We start from the raw sequence: 16771 nt of genomic DNA on the forward strand, positions 1-16771 counted from the left end.
TTTTAAAAAATTAGATTGTTTTTTGATTTTATTTTGTCTGTATCAACAGCATAAATAGCCGCAATACTTTCTATTGTGTTTAATTTTTGTTGAATTTCTGAAAAATTAAGCGCCTCTTCGCTATTATCAATTTTCAGGAAAAAATCGACTTTTTTAAATTCAGGAAGTAAATGAATTGTTGTCGAAACCTCACTTGTTTCATTAGAAAACAAATTCTGGAAATCATTTGTACTCACAGAAATGATTTCATTTTTATTCTGAATTAAATTCCAGGAAACAGCCTTTTCTTCATCATAATAATAGAATCTCGAAAAATTTGCTTCACCTTCCTTAGTTTGAGCATGGATCTCGTGTTTGCTCTTACTTAAGTTGATCGGAAGGATTTTATTAATAAAATAAGCCAATCTATAATCTTCTAATGAAGTATGAATTGCCATTAAATAATAATCAATTTCGTCAAATTCGTCTAAATCCAATTTATGAATAGCCATGTCTTGAAAAATCAAGTTGTAAATATACTATTTCTAAACGGAGCATCAACAGTAATGACGCGCTTGTTTTGTTAAATTATAAACGAAAACGTTGTAGACTTGTGATAGTTACAACATTTTTGCGACTATTTCTTGTCAATTTTTTCTTGAAATGCAAAATAAGCTCTCTGAGATGCTTTTTCTTCTGCTTTCTTTTTTGAAGTTGCACGCGCTCTTGCGACAACTTTATCGTCAATGCTCAATTTGACACCAAATAAACGCTGGCCGTCTATACCATTATCTTCGAAAATGTCATAATGAAAAACTCTTTTTTCTTTCTGACACCATTCGATAACAAGACTTTTATAACTAATAACTTTACCTTCTAATCGAGCAATATCGACATAAGGAGTTACTACTCTTTTTTGGATGAATTTCTCGCAAAAAGCATAGCCTTTATCTAAATAAATTGCTCCAATTAAAGACTCAAAAATATTACCATGAATGTTTTCTCCAAAGTGCTGAATTGGCACTTTGCTCTCTACAAACTGTACTAAATTTAAATCTTTACCTAACTCGTTCAAATGCTCTCGACTCACAATTTTCGAACGCATTTTAGTTAAATAACCTTCGTCACCATTTGGAGCTTTATTAAATAAATGTGCGACAATCACGGCACTTAACATAGCATCTCCTAAAAACTCTAAGCGTTCATAATTTATAGGATGCCCATTTTGATCTAATTTATTTGAAGAGCGATGTGTGAAAGCTCTTCGGTAAAAATCAACATTTGTAGGCGGAAAACCAAGAATTTTCTGAATAGTGTCAAAAAAAATCCCGTCTTCTAGAGAACGGGATTTAGAAAATATTTTTTTGATAATATTCATATACAGAAAATTAATCAGCTAGTTTTTTAAACAATACGCAAGCATTGTGTCCACCAAAACCAAATGTATTACTCATAGCAACATTTACTTCTCTTTTTTGAGGTTTGTTTAGAGTAAGGTTTAAAGATGGGTCAATGTTTTCATCAACAACTGTATGGTTAATCGTTGGAGGAACAATTCCGTGTTGCATTGCCAAGATAGAAGCAATAGCTTCGATAGCTCCAGCAGCACCAAGTAAGTGTCCTGTCATAGATTTTGTAGAGTTGATGTTGATATTTTTGGCGTGATCTCCAAAAACTTTACTGATTGCTTTTAACTCAGCAACGTCTCCTAATGGAGTAGAAGTTCCGTGAGTATTAATATGATCAACCTGATCAGGTGTCATTCCAGCATCTCTCAATGTGTTTTCCATTACTGCGATAACTCCAATTCCTTCTGGATGTGGTGCCGTTAAGTGGTAAGCATCTGATGACATTCCGCCACCACCAATTTCACAGTAGATTTTTGCACCTCTAGCTTTAGCATGTTCGTAATCTTCAAGAACCAAAGCTCCTGCTCCTTCTCCTAAAACGAAACCATCTCTAGTTGCATCAAAAGGTCTTGAAGCTGTTTCTGGACTTTCGTTTCTTGTTGATAAAGCGTGCATTGAGCTAAATCCTCCCATACCAGCAATTGTAACTGCAGCTTCAGAACCACCAGAAACAATAACATCGCACATTCCTAAACGAATGTAATTGAAAGCATCGATTAGCGCATTTGCAGAAGATGCACAAGCAGAAACCGTTGTATAATTTGGTCCCATGTACCCGTTACGCATAGAAATATGCGCTGGAGCGATATCGGCAATCATTTTAGGAATAAAGAAAGGATTGAACTTTGGAGTTCCATCACCTTTTGCATAATACAATACTTCATCCTGGAAAGTTTCTAAACCTCCAATTCCTGCTCCCCAGATAACACCAACTCTTTGTTTGTTTACGTTGTCATTTGTGATTCCTGCATCTTTAATAGCTTCATCACTAGCAGCAATTGCATATTGTGCAAACTTATCTAATCTACGAGATTCCTTGCGATCCATGTAATCTTCAATATTGAAGTTTTTTACTTCGCAGGCAAATTTCGTTTTATGTTTCTCGGTATCATAATATGTGATCGGAGCGGCTCCGCTAACTCCATTCACAAGTGCGTTCCAATATTCTTGGATATTATTCCCGATAGGAGTAAGTGCACCTAATCCTGTTACAACAACTCGCCTTAATGCCATAAATATGTGTTTTGTACTTTAAACAAATAAAACCCACGCTTTCTTAACTTATTGTTATTTAAGAGCCATGGGAATTACAATAAAATATATCTTGTTTGATTGAAAATCAATCGAAATTTAAATTTTAAAAAAATAATAACACCCGACTCTTAAAAATTTCAAAAATCAAAAATCAAATTCCAACTGGAATTTGGAATTTCAAAAATTGGTACTTTTAGAAATCGGGTGTGGTATTATTATTTTTTTGCTTCTTCGATATAAGAAATAGCTTGACCTACAGTAGCAATGTTTTCTGCTTGATCGTCTGGAATTTGAATATCAAATTCTTTTTCGAATTCCATAATAAGCTCAACAGTGTCTAATGAGTCAGCTCCTAAATCATTAGTGAAGCTTGCTTCTGTTACAACTTCGTTTTCGTCAACACCTAATTTGTCTACGATAATCGCTTTTACTCTTGATGCAATGTCTGACATAATCTTTAATTTTAGAATTTAATTTGTTGGCAAAAATAAAAAACTTTATTTTAAAACAACTATTTAGTTTATAAATGTGACACTAATTTATAAAATTAATTTCAAGAAAGGTCTTTTAAAGCTATTTATTTTCGATTTTTATTCCGTTTTTTGCAGTCTTAAAACACACAACTTTATGAAAAAAATTATCGTTTTCGCCTCAGGATCAGGAACTAACGCGGAGAACATTATAAAATATTTTTCGAACACCGAAATTGCGAAGGTTGTTTCGGTCTTTACAAATAATGCTTCGGCAAAAGTGATTGAAAGAGCAAAAAATCATCAAATTCGGTCGAAATCTTCTCAAAAAACGAACTTTTAGAAAGAAACGTACTACAAAAAGTGCAAGAAATCGACCCGGATTTGATAATTTTGGCTGGCTTTTTATTAAAGTTCCCAGAAAACATAATCGAACAATATCCGAATAAAATAATCAACATTCATCCTGCCCTTTTACCAAGTTACGGAGGTAAAGGAATGTACGGAATGCACATACATAGAGCAATTGTAAATAATAAAGAAAAAGAAACCGGAATCTCTATTCATTATGTTAATGAAAACTATGATGAAGGCGGTATTATCTTTCAGGCAAATGTGGCACTAACCGATGAAGATACTCCAGAAAGTGTTGCAGAGAAGATTCATGAGCTGGAACAAAAACATTTTCCAGAGATTATTCATAAATTGTTAGATTCAAATTTCAACTAATCAAATCTCAATTTAAACAATCTACAATTTAAAATAATTAAATGTCTCACGAAGTACATATATATACAGACGGCGCAGCAAAAGGCAATCCAGGAAATGGCGGTTATGGAGTCGTAATGGAATTAGTCGGAACACCACATAAAAAAGAATTTTACGAAGGTTTTCGTCTCACTACCAATAATAGAATGGAACTTCTAGCAGTAATTGTAGGTTTAGAAAAACTGAAAAAGCCAAACATGAAAGTCCTTGTGGTTTCAGATTCTAAATATGTAGTCGATTCTGTTGAAAAAAAATGGGTTTTCGGTTGGGAGAAAAAAGGATATAAAGACAAGAAAAATCCCGACCTCTGGAAACGTTTTTTAATTGCATATCGAAAACATCAAGTAGATTTTAAATGGATTAAAGGACATAACAATCATCCGCAAAACGAACGTTGCGATCAATTGGCAGTTATGGCATCGATGCAACCGAAACTTTCTGTAGATGTCTACTACGAAACCATTGGTTCTAAAGAATAAAAAAAACGCATCAAATAATTGATGCGTTTTTTTGTACTAACTTAAATTTCTTATTTACTCTTTATCTAAATCTTTTGCTGTTTTAAATCCAGTCAAAAGCCCGATTCCTGCCATTATAAAAATAATTGAAGGATAAACAGCTCCATCATCTAGAGAAGTATAAGTTGTAATTAACAACGCTAGAAAAATTCCAACTCCACTACCTATTAATAAGAAAGCTATATTGACAACAAATATTTTCCATGCTGGAACTCCGTTACCTCTTCCCTGCAAAAAAATACTAGCATCTACTCCTTTTTCTATAAGAGCAAGTCGCTCTCTATTTCTTGTTGAATAAATTAAATAAACGATCCCGAAGATCATCAAAAAAAGACTTAGCGGTACTAAAACTTGTGGTCCCATAATTTTATGTTTTTATAATTGATTGATACTCCATATGACGACACCTTTTAAATTGAGGTTACAGCTTTTTTGAAAAATTTTTAAATTTTAAATTTCAAACTTAAAAAATCACTGATTATCAGCTATTTTTGAATATATTTTTCGCAAACAAACTTTATCGAAGTCTTAAATTTTGACAAAGTATTATACTCCTATATATGTACATATAACAAAATTGGAATTTTGAATTTGTATTTAGAATTCATGCTTAAAAAAAATAGAATTTATTTTCGAATTTCTTGTAACCTAAATAAACAAACGGTCGTCCTATATAATATGAGCACAATACAAGATCAACATTATATCGATAAAGTTTTGCGGGGAGACACCAATGCATTTGGCGTTCTTGTAGATCGTTATAAGGATATGATCTTTACTTTGGCTCTAAAAATGGTTAAAAACCGTGAAGAAGCAGAAGAAGTTGCTCAAGACACCTTTATAAAGATTTATAATTCGCTGACAAAATTTAAGGGAGATTCCAAATTTTCGACTTGGATTTACAAGATTGCTTATAATACATGTCTAGACCGTTTGAAAAAAAATAAAAAAGAAGATCTGAATATTTCTATTGATGATTTTTCTTCTCATTTAATTAAAACCATGGACAATGCTTTGAGCGCATTAGAAGAAAAAGAACGAAAGCAAACCATTCAGAAATGTTTAAATTTATTGCCAAGCGATGAAAATTTTCTTTTGACCTTATTTTATTTTGATGATCAGAATTTGGAGGAAATTGGAAAGATCATGAATATATCGGCCAACAATGCCAAAGTAAAGTTATTTAGGAGCCGACAGAAATTAGCTGTAATTTTGAGACAGCAGTTAGAACCAGAAATAATAGAATGTTATGAAAGAGAGCGATAAAAATATAGAACAACTTATTGAGAAAATGATGGCTGAAGAAAAACTGCAGTCGCCATCAATAGATTTTACTTCTAAAATAATGGCTGAAGTTCATCTTTTAGAAGAGAAAAAACTCAAAGCATACAAACCTTTAATTTCTAAACCAATCTGGATTTTAATGGGATTGGCTTTAATTGCTTTGGTGATTTATGTTTCTCTATTTACCGCATCACAAAACAATTTGGAAATTGGCAAACAGTACGCCGATCAAGTGGCAAGTCTATTTTCAGGAATTCATTTTTCTAAAAATATCTTGTATGCCATCTTAATTGTTCCAATTATGATTCTGCTTCAGGTTGGAATTTTGAAGAATTATTTTGACAAAAAGTATCAATTATAAATTTAAAGATGAGAAACAAAACGACAACTTTTAAACAAGTTCTAAAAGCAAAAAGAATACCCATATATATTCTCTTAATGTTGCTGTTTTTTATCACTACTCATACATCAGCAACTCCATCAAACTTTACCACTAAAGACGTAAAATTTGTTAGCGAGGGCATTTCACTCGCTGGAACTATTTTTACGCCTAACAACATGCAAGCTGCTGTTGTGATTGTTCACGGATCTGGACAGGAAAAAAGAATGATAGACTTTGCTACAACTCTAGCCAATAATGGAATTGCAGTCTTAACATATGACAAACGTGGAGTCGGAGAATCAGGTGGCGTATATGCTGGACCAGAAGTAGGAACTAATAATGTCGATTTCTCAAACCTAACTCTTTTGTCTTTAGATGCAAGTGCAGCTGTAAACACTTTGTCAAAATATTTATCAAATGACAAAATATCAATTGGCCTTATAGGCGGTAGTCAAGCTGGATGGATAATTCCATTGGCTGCAGAAAAAAATAAGAAAGTCAAATTTATGACCATATTTAGCGGAGCTCTTATCACGGTTAAAGAACAATTGAGATTCCAATTTTATACAAATGGGAATCAAGATTTTTGGAATACGCATTCAGAAGAAGAGGCAAGAAAGCACGTATTCAATGATCCAGACAAATATGAGTTTATTGATACAAATCCAAACGACATTCTTTCTAAATTATCAATTCCAGGATTTTGGATTTTTGGAGGCAAAGACATTCAAGTTCCAGTTAAACTATCAATCGAATATCTCGATGCATTAAAATCTAAAGAGAAACCTTATGAATATAAATTATTTCCAAACTTGGGTCACAATACAGCATTTTCAAACTCTGAAGAACCTATGAAGGATGCAATCAATTGGATTAAAAATATAAAATAATTTAAGGAATCGTACGCAAAGAATTTTTCGTGTTTTAATCGAAAAAAGAAAAACTTCTTCATTTAAAAAAACAAGACAGAAGAATGAGCTGTAAATTATTCGCAATTATTTTCAAAAAAGTTGCATCTTAAATTCAAAAAACCTATTATAAACACTGCGAAAAATCAATTTTAATTCATTCATTTACAATAGTTTTACTTCGAAAATACCTTCATTTTTTTAAGAAAATTTTGAGACCCTAAACCGTTGCAAGATTGTAACTTATGAAGTATCTTTGCACCCTAATTCGAAATTCATAAAATGAATAAACTATTGATTGTTGGAACAGTTGCTTTCGACGCGATTGAAACTCCTTTCGGAAAAACAGATAAAATATTAGGTGGTGCTGCAACGTATATTGGTTTATCAGCTTCATTTTTTAACTTGCAATCGGCCATTGTTTCTGTAGTTGGCGACGATTTCCCTCAAGAACATTTAGATCTTTTAACTTCAAAAAATATTGATATCTCTGGTATTGAAATTGTAAAAGGAGGAAAGACTTTTTTCTGGAGCGGTTTATACCACAACGATTTAAATTCTAGAGACACTCTTGTAACAGAGCTGAATGTTTTAGCTGATTTCCAGCCAAAAGTTCCTCAAAACTACAAAGATGCTGATGTTGTGATGTTAGGAAACTTACATCCACTAGTACAAAGCAGTGTTTTAGATCAGATGGAGAAAAAACCAAAATTAGTAGTTTTAGATACTATGAACTTTTGGATGGACTGCGCTCTTCCAGAATTATTAGACGTTATTAAACGTGTAGATGTTATTACAATCAATGACGAAGAAGCTAGACAACTTTCTGGCGAATATTCATTAGTAAAAGCAGCTGCGAAAATCCAAGATATGGGGCCAAAATATGTGGTCATCAAAAAAGGAGAACACGGAGCACTTTTATTCCACAACAGAGAAGTTTTCTTTGCACCAGCTTTACCATTAGAAGATGTTTTTGATCCAACTGGAGCTGGAGACACTTTCGCAGGTGGTTTCTCTGGATTTATTGCACAGAGCGAAAACATTTCATTCAACAACATGAAGAATGCAATTATTTACGGTTCAAATTTAGCTTCGTTCTGCGTAGAAAAATTTGGAACTGAAAGGATGGAATCATTAAGCAAAGCCGAAGTAGCGATTCGATTACAGCAATTTAAGTCGTTAACTCAGTTTGACATAGAAATATAATGCCTAAGAGCCTCGATAAAACGGGGCTTTTTTATTACGAATACACACAACTTACAACAACACACAAATAACAAAAAACAATGAGCGACGCTTTAAAACACGAATGTGGTATAGCCTTAGTTAGACTACTAAAACCGCTTGAATATTATAAAGAAAAATACGGAACTGCTTTCTACGGAATCCAGAAAATGTATTTAATGATGGAAAAACAGCACAACCGCGGACAAGACGGTGCTGGTTTTGCAAGCATTAAATTTGATGTTGAACCTGGACAGCGCTACATTAGCCGAGTTCGTTCTAATCATTCGCAACCAATCCAAGATGTTTTCAAACAAATCAATGAGCGCGTTAGCGAAGAACTAAAAGCGCATCCAGAACTTGGAGACGACATGAAAGAACTAAAAGCAAACATTCCTTATGTTGGAGAATTGTTTTTAGGTCATGTTCGCTACGGAACTTTTGGAAAAAACAGCATCGAAAGCGTTCACCCATTTTTGCGTCAAAGCAACTGGATGCACCGTAACTTGATTTTGGCAGGAAACTTTAATATGACAAATGTTAAAGAACTTTTCGAAAATCTAGTTGAATTAGGTCAGCATCCAAAAGAAATGGCTGATACTGTTACTGTAATGGAAAAAATTGGTCACTTCTTAGATAAGGAAGTAATGCAACTTTACCAAGACTGTAAAGCTGAAGGATATTCTAAAAGAGATGCTTCGCCAGTAATTGCAGAACGTTTGGATATTGCTAAAATCTTAGCTCGTTCGGCTAAAAACCTAGATGGTGGTTATGCTATGGCTGGTTTATTAGGTCATGGTGATGCTTTTGTTTTTAGAGATCCAGCAGGAATTCGTCCAGCTTATTTTTATCAAGATGATGAAGTAGTGGTTGTAGCTTCTGAAAGACCTGTTATTCAAACTGTATTTAATGTTCCTTTTGAAAGCGTTCAGGAAATTGATCCAGGAAATGCTTTGATTATCAAGAAAAACGGAAAAGTTACCATGAATCAAATCTTGGAACCAACTGTTAAAAAAGCTTGTTCATTCGAAAGAATTTATTTCTCAAGAGGAAGTGACGCTGAAATTTATCAAGAACGTAAAGACTTAGGAAAATTAATTTTACCTGCTGTTCTTAAAGCAATTGACAGCGATACAGATAACACTGTTTTCTCTTATATTCCAAATACAGCTGAAACTTCATTTTATGGTTTAGTTGAAGCTGCTCAGGATTTCCTAAATCAGAGAAAAAACAATTATATTCTAGAAAATAGAAATACGTTAACCGCTGAAACACTTCAGGAACTTTTAGCTGTAAAAATACGTACAGAGAAAGTTGCTATTAAAGATGCTAAACTTAGAACCTTTATTACAGAAGATAGCAGCCGTGACGATTTAGTGGCTCACGTTTACGATGTTACATACGGTGTAATTAAACCAGAAGATAATTTAGTAATTATTGACGATAGTATTGTTCGTGGTACTACATTGAAAATGAGTATCATTAAAATGATGGATCGTTTGAAACCAAAACGTATCGTAATCGTTTCATCTGCTCCACAAATTCGTTACCCAGATTGTTACGGAATTGATATGGCAAAACTAGAAGGTTTAGTTGCTTTTAGAGCAAGCACTTGCTTTATTAAAAGAAAGAAACCTTTACCATATTGTAGATGAAGTTTATGCAAAATGTAAAGCTCAAGAAAATTTCCTTGATAAAGATGTTGTAAACTATGTAACAGCAATTTACGACCAATTTACACCAGACGAAATTTCAGATAAGATTGCAGAAATGTTAAGCTCACCGGAAATCAATGCTGAAGTAAAAATTATTTTCCAAACAGTAGATGACCTTCATAAAGCTTGTCCTAAAAATTTAGGTGACTGGTATTTCACTGGAGACTACCCTACTCCAGGTGGAAATCGAGTTGTAAACCGTGCTTTTATGAATTTTTACGAAGGGAAAGACGCTAGAGCGTATTAATAAAATACTAATAAAAGGTTAAATTGTGCATTTCATCGGTTTTTTTGCCGTTCATCCTATTTCTTTGGTGAAATTGAAAAGCTATGATACTTTTGAGATACCATAACATTAGTAGGTTAAGTTTATGGTAGATTTGGGGCAAAAAGGGTGGAAGCAATTCCACCTTTTTTATTGGAATTAACTCAACCAATTTATAAACAACCTATTACATCTCTTAATCGGATATACTTACCTTTCATCTGAAAAATTTTCTTCACAATATTATCTGCCATACATTTACTAAACCATAACATTAGTAGGTTAGTTTATGGTAGATTTGGGGCAAAAAAGGCGGAGTAACATCCGCCTTTTTTATTTTTTAAAACTTAAAAACCTGTAAATCAGCCAATTAAAAACACTTCATCGAGTATAATTGCCTTTCATCTAAAAAATTTTCTTTATAAAAATACCTGCCATACATTTACTGAACCATAACATTAGTAGGTTAGTTTATGGTAGATTTGGGGCAAAAAAGGCGGAGTAACATCCGCCTTTTTTATTGAAATAAATTCATGATTTTCAAAAACAAGCTTTATACGTCTTTAATCGGATATTGTTGCTTTTTATCTGATAAGTTTCTATGAAAAAAATATCCGCCATACCTTTACAAGACCATAACATTAGTAGGTTAAGTTTATGGTAGATTTGGGGCAAAAAAGGTGGAAGAATTTCCACCTTTTTTATTTTTCTTTTTTTGAGAGAATAGATGAAAGAAAATAGAACAAAGATTATAGACGAAATATGTACAGATAAAAAAAAGACGAGCACAGTGCTCGTCTTTTTTCTTTATTCTTTACTCTATTTTCTTATTTGTCTAAAGCAAATCTTCTAGCAACTTCTGTCCAGTTAATTACACTGAAGAAAGCTTCAATATAATCTGGTCTTCTGTTTTGGTAGTTTAAGTAGTAAGCGTGCTCCCAAACATCCATTCCTAAGATTGGAGTTCCACCGTGACCAGCAACTTCTGGCATTAATGGATTATCTTGATTTGGAGTACCTACAACTTCTAATTTTCCTCCTTTTTGAACTGTTAACCAAGCCCATCCAGAACCAAATTGTGTTGCGCCAGCTTTAGCAAATTTTGCTTTAAATTCTTCGAAAGATCCGAAAGAAGCTTCAATTGCAGCCAATAAATCTCCTGTTGGCAAACCTCCTCCGTTTGGAGACATTACAGTCCAGAACAAGTTGTGGTTGTAGAAACCTCCACCATTGTTACGAACTGCAGCGTTAGATTTATCTAAATTGATTAAGATATTTTCGATTGTTTTTCCCTCTAAATCTGTTCCAGCGATTGCTGCGTTAAGATTTGTAGTATATGCATTGTGATGCTTTGTATGGTGGATTTCCATTGTACGCGCATCAATATGTGGTTCTAATGCATCGTATGCATATGGTAATTGTGGTAATTCAAAAGCCATGGTATTATGATTTTTATGGTTTATAAATAATTTATCCCAAATTTAGACATTTAACTTTGGAATTGAAAATACTATTTCGTTATAATTGAATTTAATTAACTGATAATTTACATTTTTATCACATAAACACCTGAAAATCTTTATTTTCCATTAAAAGTTGTCATAGTGTTTTCTAGACCTGCTGTTCCAAAAGTTCTAATTATTTCGGCAGAGGTTTCTAAACGTTCTGGCAGTTTTGCTTCTTCTTCAGCATTCCATTCTCCTAAAACATAATCCACCTGCTGTCCTTTTTTGAATTGATCACTGATCCCGAATCTAAAACGAGTATAATTTTGTGTATTTAAAACCAAATTGATGTTTTTAAGTCCGTTATGGCCTCCATCACTTCCTTTTGGCTTGATTCTAATTGTTCCGAATGACAGGTTTAAATCGTCTGTAATGACCAAAATATTCTCTAGCGGAATATTCTCTTTATCCATCCAATATTTTACCGCTTTACCGCTTAAATTCATGTAAGTGTTTGGCTTTAAAAGAAAAAAGGTTCTTCCTTTAAATTTGTATTCTGCCATTGAACCTAATTTTACGGTTTCGAATGAAAGACTTTCTTTTTTAGCTAAAAAATCAAGCACTTTAAATCCGATATTATGTCTCGTGTTTACGTATTCAGCTCCGATATTTCCTAATCCTACGATTAAATATTTTTTACTCACGTTTTTTATATTGTTTTTTTGGTGTTCGTGAACCTCCAGTTTCATAATGTCTTCTGCGTTCTCTTCTTTTGGTATTGATGAAAACAGTTTTGTTATCCATTTTATCATTAGGCAAAAATAGGACTAATTATTTTTAACCGCAAAGAGCGCGAAGGATTTACGCTAAGAAATAGTTTCTATCGAGATGTGCAAAGAACACAAAAAGAGTTCTCTCGCAGGTTAGTTGATCATACCGATTTATCTTGATTCCTTATTTCGTGTTGTTAGGCTGAGCGAAGTCGAAGCCTAACAAGAAACTCGACAATCTAAATTCCATACTTTGCGCGGACTTCGACTTCTCTCAGCCTGACAACGATGAAAAAAACTTAGTCTCTCAGCATCTTAGAAACTTAGAATCTTCAAAAAAAAAGCCCCAATCGTAAGATTGAGGCTTTTTGTATTGAGTGAAAAAAATTATTTTTTCTTTCCTTTTGCAGGAGCTTTTGCAGCTTTTGCGGCTTCTTGAGCAGACTTTCATAGCAGCACGAGAAATTCTCACTTGACAAACAACTGTGTTGTCTGGGTGCATAATTTTGTACTCTGGTTTTCCAACTTTAGTAACATATAATTTGTTACCCATTTCAAGTGGAGTGATGTCAGCTTCAACGAAATCAGGAAGATTTGCTGGTAAAGCTTTAACTTTTAATTTACGTTGGTTCAAACGTAAAACACCTCCCGCAAGAACACCTTTAGATGTACCAACGATTTTCACAGGAACTTCCATTGTGATTTCTTTATCATCAAATAATTGGAAGAAGTCAATGTGTAAAATTTTGTCAGTAACTGGGTGAACTTGGATATCTTGCAAAATTGCATTGAATGATTTTCCTTTTCCAAGCTCAATCACAACTGTGTGTGCATTTGGAGTGTAAACCAAGTTTTTGAACGCTGCAGCGTCTGCTGAGAAGTGTACTGCTTGATTTCCTCCGTATAACACGCAAGGAACCGCTCCAGCATTACGTAAGGCTTTAGTTGACACTTTGCCCACGCTTTCTCTTTCTGATCCTTTAATTGTAATCGATTTCATTGTAAAAAAATATAGTTATTAAATAAATATTCTATTTTGTTGTAAGCTTTAAGCAATATGCTTTAGGCTTTTTATGCAAAGTAAATAAGCTTAAGGCCAAAAGCCTACAGCCTACTGCTTTTACATAATGAATTTTCCACTGATGGAATTGTTGTGGTGAACCATCTGCATAACCTCTGCAAATAAAGGCGCGCAACTTACCACTTTTATTTTCTTTGATTCTCTCTTTAACGGAATAGAATCTGTTACGATTAATTCTGTTAGTTTCGAATTTTCAATTTTCTCATACGCACCGCCAGATAAAATAGCGTGTGTACAAATTGCTCTTACACTTAGCGCTCCTTTTTCGATCATTAGGTCGGCAGCTTTCGCTAATGTTCCTCCCGTATCGATCATGTCGTCTACTAAGATTACGTTACGTCCTTTTACTTCACCAATAAGTTCCATAGTGTCGATAACGTTGGTCGCTTTTCTTTGTTTGTAACAGATAACTACATCTGATGCTAAAAACTTAGAATAAGCATATGCTCTTTTTGAACCTCCCATATCTGGAGATGCAATTGTTAGATTTTCTAAATTTAAACTTTCTACGTATGGTAAAAAGATTGTAGATGCAAATAAATGATCTACTGGTTTTTCAAAGAATCCTTGAATTTGGTCTGCATGCAGATCCATTGTCATGATTCTTGTTGCTCCTGCAGCAGTTAATAGGTTTGCTACTAACTTTGCTCCAATCGGAACTCTTGGTTTGTCTTTTCTATCTTGTCTTGCCCAACCAAAATAAGGCATAACTGCTGTAATGTGTCTTGCTGATGCGCGTTTTGCAAGCATCAATCATTAACAACAATTCCATCAGATTATCTGCACTTGGAAAAGTCGAACAAACGATAAATACTCGCAACCCTCTTATTGACTCTTCGTAAGACGGCTGAAATTCTCCGTCACTATACGTTGACATCGTTACTTTTCCTAACGGAATCCCGTAGTCTTTTGCAATTTTTTCTGCAAGATAAACACTTTGTGAACAAGCAAAAATTTTAGCTTCTGGTTCTAGGTGCGACATTGTAATGTGTTGTTTTATTCCGTTACGTTTAAAAAATTCTACTTTATACCTGGATAAAGCGGAAGCGTATAAATGTCTCGGATGTAGTTAGTTGTGTGTGCTTCGTTTTAACGAGCTGCAAATTTATAAAATTTATTGAACACTGAAAGCAAAAATTTAAGTATTTTTAGTAGTTCGTTTAAAATTATTTTTTACATTTGCACCGTGTTAAAGGAATGACGCCATTTATGACTTCATTCTATTGCGTTAAAATAATTGATTTATCATTTATTTTTTCGTCTGCTAAGCCCGGATGGCGGAATTGGTAGACGCGCTGGTCTCAAACACCTGTGGGAAACCGTGCCGGTTCGACTCCGGCTCGGGTACTTTAACGGAAAAGCTGTCATTTTTGACAGCTTTTTCTTTTTTAAGCCTTTCCGAACCCTTGCTATTTCTAGTCAAGACGTTGATTACCTCATTGACTTGAGTGGTTCGACAATCATCATTTCCAAAAAGTAATTTTTGAGTAAAAATCGCACCTGCTACAATTCTTTTTCCATCATAATCTGCATTAAGAAACAACTTATCCAAGTTTGCAAGTAACTCAAGACCTGAATCTACATACGTTTTTATTGAATCCGTCTTAGCACTAAGAATCTCAATTTCATTGTTCACAACGCTTAAATTTCCATTTATGCGTTCTATTATACTTTCAAATCTTTCTGTACTGATATCGTCACTCATAAGCTTATCTTCTGCTTTTTCAATTTGAGCTTTTAATGCTCTCTGAGCCTCCAGCTTAATCTCAAGCTGATTACTTTTATCTCCATTGATTTGAGATTCTGAATCTTTTAAAACATCAACAAACAATTCTTTTATATTTTCATTTATCTGTAAACCACTTAAAATACTTGCGATTTTAAGATGAGCATCATCAACGGAGACCCTTGTTTTGCACTTATTTCTACAATGATAATAAGCATACCTCTTTGTTCTACCTTTAGAATTACTTCCCGTGATTTGACTTCCACAAATCTTACAAGTTAAGAAATCACGCATTGGGAAATCATGGTTTTTATGACTCGGTTTGATTCCGTGCCATCTTTTTCCCTTAAACACATTTTGAACCTTGTTGAACGTTTCCAAATCTATTAAAGCCTCATGTTTACCATCAACTATCATCGCAGATTCCTTTTTAAATTCAGGAACTCTTATTTTACCGATATACACAATGTTTTTAAGAAGTTCGCTAAAAGCACTCTTCTTTAACTCCATTCCGTCTTGTCTTAACTTTTTCCTTATCGTTTCTACAGGCTCTATCCCCATAGCAACTTCTTTGAATGCTCTTTTTACTAAACCAGCATGTTCATTTGGCTTAAGAGTAGATTTTTTCAGTTCATCTCTAAAGTTATCATATCCAAACGGAGCTTTTCCAACAAAATAACCATCTTTCTTCGCTTGATAAGTTCCCGCAATTGTTCTACTAGATATTTTATCCCTCTCAACCTCGCCAGCAGTCAAATAAATAGCCAATACCATTTTATTGTCAGAATTACTCGTGTCTAGGTATTGCTCAGATGCATTTAACTCAACACCTATTGAATCAAACTCTCTTAAAACCGTCAGAGCTTGTTCAACATTCCTTGAAAACCTATCCCATTTAGCAAAAAGAACCTTATGGATTTCTTTCTTGTTGGATTTCACATATGTTTTCAATTTTGACCATTCTGGTCTATTGAAGTTTTTAGCCGAGTGGTCTTCTCTGTAAACTTTGACAATATTATAGCTCCTTGAATCACAGTATCTCTTTAAGGATTCTTCTTGATAATCTAAACTAAAACCTTTTTGAGCTTGCTCATCAGTGCTCACCCTGCAATAAATTATCACATTTACACTACTATTCATAAACTTCTCCATTTAAGTCGGTTGGTAAGTTTAGACAATAAGTCCTTGCTCGTAATTCATTTTCAAAAGACTCGATATCCTCATAATAGCATATATCTGCATAGCTATCCAAAACTGAGTATGTCACAAAATATTCATCTTCGAATGAAATCATTGCCCATTCTACATATTTATCATTAAGTAAACTAATAATTCCAGATTCACACACAATACCTTTTAATTTAATCATTGCTATTTGCTCATGTATTGTCATTCTAAATCTTCTTCGTAATCTTTGTATTCCCATATATTTTTATTTTAAATTATTTTTATTTGATTGGCACACTTCTGCCAATTTATAAAGCACATTTCGGATTAATTCAATTTCTTCATCCGAGTATTTTATTCCTTTTTTATTTAATATTTTTTTACATTGTGTTACACTTAACAATTT

General features: G+C 33.6%; 13 protein-coding genes, 1 tRNA gene and 5 pseudogenes. 8 read left to right on the top strand and 11 right to left on the bottom strand.

Annotated elements, in window-relative coordinates; all coding sequences use genetic code 11:
• Positions 1–2 precede the first annotated feature (2 nt).
• The 4 genes from P5P87_RS15930 to P5P87_RS15945 form a co-directional block, all read right to left on the bottom strand.
• On the bottom strand, positions 3–491 hold the full coding sequence (locus tag P5P87_RS15930; protein WP_198854955.1) for an IPExxxVDY family protein: 489 nt from the start codon (positions 489–491) through the stop codon (positions 3–5).
• Between the two features lie 125 nt (positions 492–616).
• On the bottom strand, positions 617–1357 hold the full coding sequence (gene rnc, locus P5P87_RS15935) for a ribonuclease III (protein ID WP_278019903.1): 741 nt from the start codon (positions 1355–1357) through the stop codon (positions 617–619).
• Positions 1358–1367: 10 nt separating this feature from the next.
• The gene (gene fabF / locus P5P87_RS15940) at positions 1368–2621 is read right to left on the bottom strand and encodes a beta-ketoacyl-ACP synthase II (protein ID WP_111368511.1); all 1254 of its coding nucleotides are present in this window, start codon (positions 2619–2621) and stop codon (positions 1368–1370) included.
• Between the two features lie 236 nt (positions 2622–2857).
• Complete coding sequence (locus P5P87_RS15945; protein ID WP_007137004.1) at positions 2858–3094, bottom strand: acyl carrier protein; 237 nt, start codon at positions 3092–3094, stop codon at positions 2858–2860.
• A gap of 175 nt (positions 3095–3269) precedes the next feature.
• Here P5P87_RS15945 and purN point away from each other — a divergent pair.
• Together purN and rnhA are read left to right on the top strand one after the other, a co-directional pair.
• Positions 3270–3841 (top strand): annotated as a pseudogene (gene purN, locus P5P87_RS15950) (phosphoribosylglycinamide formyltransferase).
• Between the two features lie 41 nt (positions 3842–3882).
• Positions 3883–4359: a ribonuclease HI gene (rnhA, locus tag P5P87_RS15955; protein WP_198854958.1), complete on the top strand. Its 477-nt coding sequence runs from the start codon at positions 3883–3885 to the stop codon at positions 4357–4359.
• Between the two features lie 54 nt (positions 4360–4413).
• Here the strand turns inward: rnhA and P5P87_RS15960 are convergent, their stop codons facing one another.
• Positions 4414–4761 (bottom strand): DUF6249 domain-containing protein, encoded by a 348-nt coding sequence (locus P5P87_RS15960; protein WP_198854959.1) that lies wholly within the window; start codon positions 4759–4761, stop codon positions 4414–4416.
• Positions 4762–5076: 315 nt separating this feature from the next.
• On the opposite strand from P5P87_RS15960, the gene P5P87_RS15965 reads away from it, so the two are divergent.
• The 5 genes and pseudogenes from P5P87_RS15965 (at position 5077) to P5P87_RS15985 (ending at position 10158) form a co-directional block, all read left to right on the top strand.
• The gene (locus P5P87_RS15965) at positions 5077–5664 is read left to right on the top strand and encodes an RNA polymerase sigma factor (protein ID WP_198854960.1); all 588 of its coding nucleotides are present in this window, start codon (positions 5077–5079) and stop codon (positions 5662–5664) included.
• Positions 5648–6043: a hypothetical protein gene (locus P5P87_RS15970; RefSeq protein ID WP_198854961.1), complete on the top strand. Its 396-nt coding sequence runs from the start codon at positions 5648–5650 to the stop codon at positions 6041–6043. Before P5P87_RS15965 ends, P5P87_RS15970 begins: the two co-directional genes overlap by 17 nt.
• Before the next feature lie 8 nt (positions 6044–6051).
• A complete protein-coding gene (locus P5P87_RS15975; RefSeq protein WP_233074022.1) occupies positions 6052–6954 on the top strand; it encodes an alpha/beta hydrolase family protein in 903 nt (300 codons plus the stop codon).
• Between the two features lie 300 nt (positions 6955–7254).
• Positions 7255–8178, top strand: coding sequence for a PfkB family carbohydrate kinase (locus P5P87_RS15980; RefSeq protein WP_008465988.1), 924 nt, complete (start codon positions 7255–7257; stop codon positions 8176–8178).
• An 80-nt stretch (positions 8179–8258) separates the two neighbouring features.
• Positions 8259–10158, top strand: a pseudogene (locus tag P5P87_RS15985) (amidophosphoribosyltransferase).
• Positions 10159–11003: 845 nt separating this feature from the next.
• On the opposite strand, the gene P5P87_RS15990 reads toward P5P87_RS15985, so the two are convergent.
• From P5P87_RS15990 to P5P87_RS16005, 4 genes and pseudogenes are all read right to left on the bottom strand, one after another.
• Positions 11004–11615, bottom strand: a complete 612-nt coding sequence (locus tag P5P87_RS15990; protein WP_091490394.1) for a superoxide dismutase — start codon at positions 11613–11615, stop codon at positions 11004–11006.
• A 140-nt stretch (positions 11616–11755) separates the two neighbouring features.
• A complete protein-coding gene (gene pth / locus P5P87_RS15995) occupies positions 11756–12433 on the bottom strand; it encodes an aminoacyl-tRNA hydrolase (protein WP_198854963.1) in 678 nt (225 codons plus the stop codon).
• Between the two features lie 345 nt (positions 12434–12778).
• Positions 12779–13391: pseudogene (locus P5P87_RS16000) on the bottom strand (50S ribosomal protein L25/general stress protein Ctc).
• A gap of 120 nt (positions 13392–13511) precedes the next feature.
• Positions 13512–14454 (bottom strand): annotated as a pseudogene (locus P5P87_RS16005) (ribose-phosphate pyrophosphokinase).
• A gap of 286 nt (positions 14455–14740) precedes the next feature.
• Between P5P87_RS16005 and P5P87_RS16010 the strand changes: the two are divergent.
• Positions 14741–14819, top strand: a tRNA-Leu gene (locus P5P87_RS16010).
• Between the two features lie 784 nt (positions 14820–15603).
• Here P5P87_RS16010 and P5P87_RS26165 read toward each other — a convergent pair.
• Together P5P87_RS26165 and P5P87_RS16015 are read right to left on the bottom strand one after the other, a co-directional pair.
• A pseudogene (locus tag P5P87_RS26165) lies at positions 15604–16350 on the bottom strand (recombinase family protein); the annotation flags it as partial.
• Entirely contained in the window at positions 16331–16624 is a 294-nt protein-coding gene (locus tag P5P87_RS16015; protein ID WP_278019905.1) for a hypothetical protein, read from the bottom strand. The gene P5P87_RS16015 and the pseudogene P5P87_RS26165, both read right to left, overlap by 20 nt.
• Between the last annotated feature and the right edge of the window lie 147 nt (positions 16625–16771).

This window comes from Flavobacterium ginsengisoli (assembly GCF_029625315.1).
Lineage (GTDB): Bacteria > Bacteroidota > Bacteroidia > Flavobacteriales > Flavobacteriaceae > Flavobacterium > Flavobacterium ginsengisoli.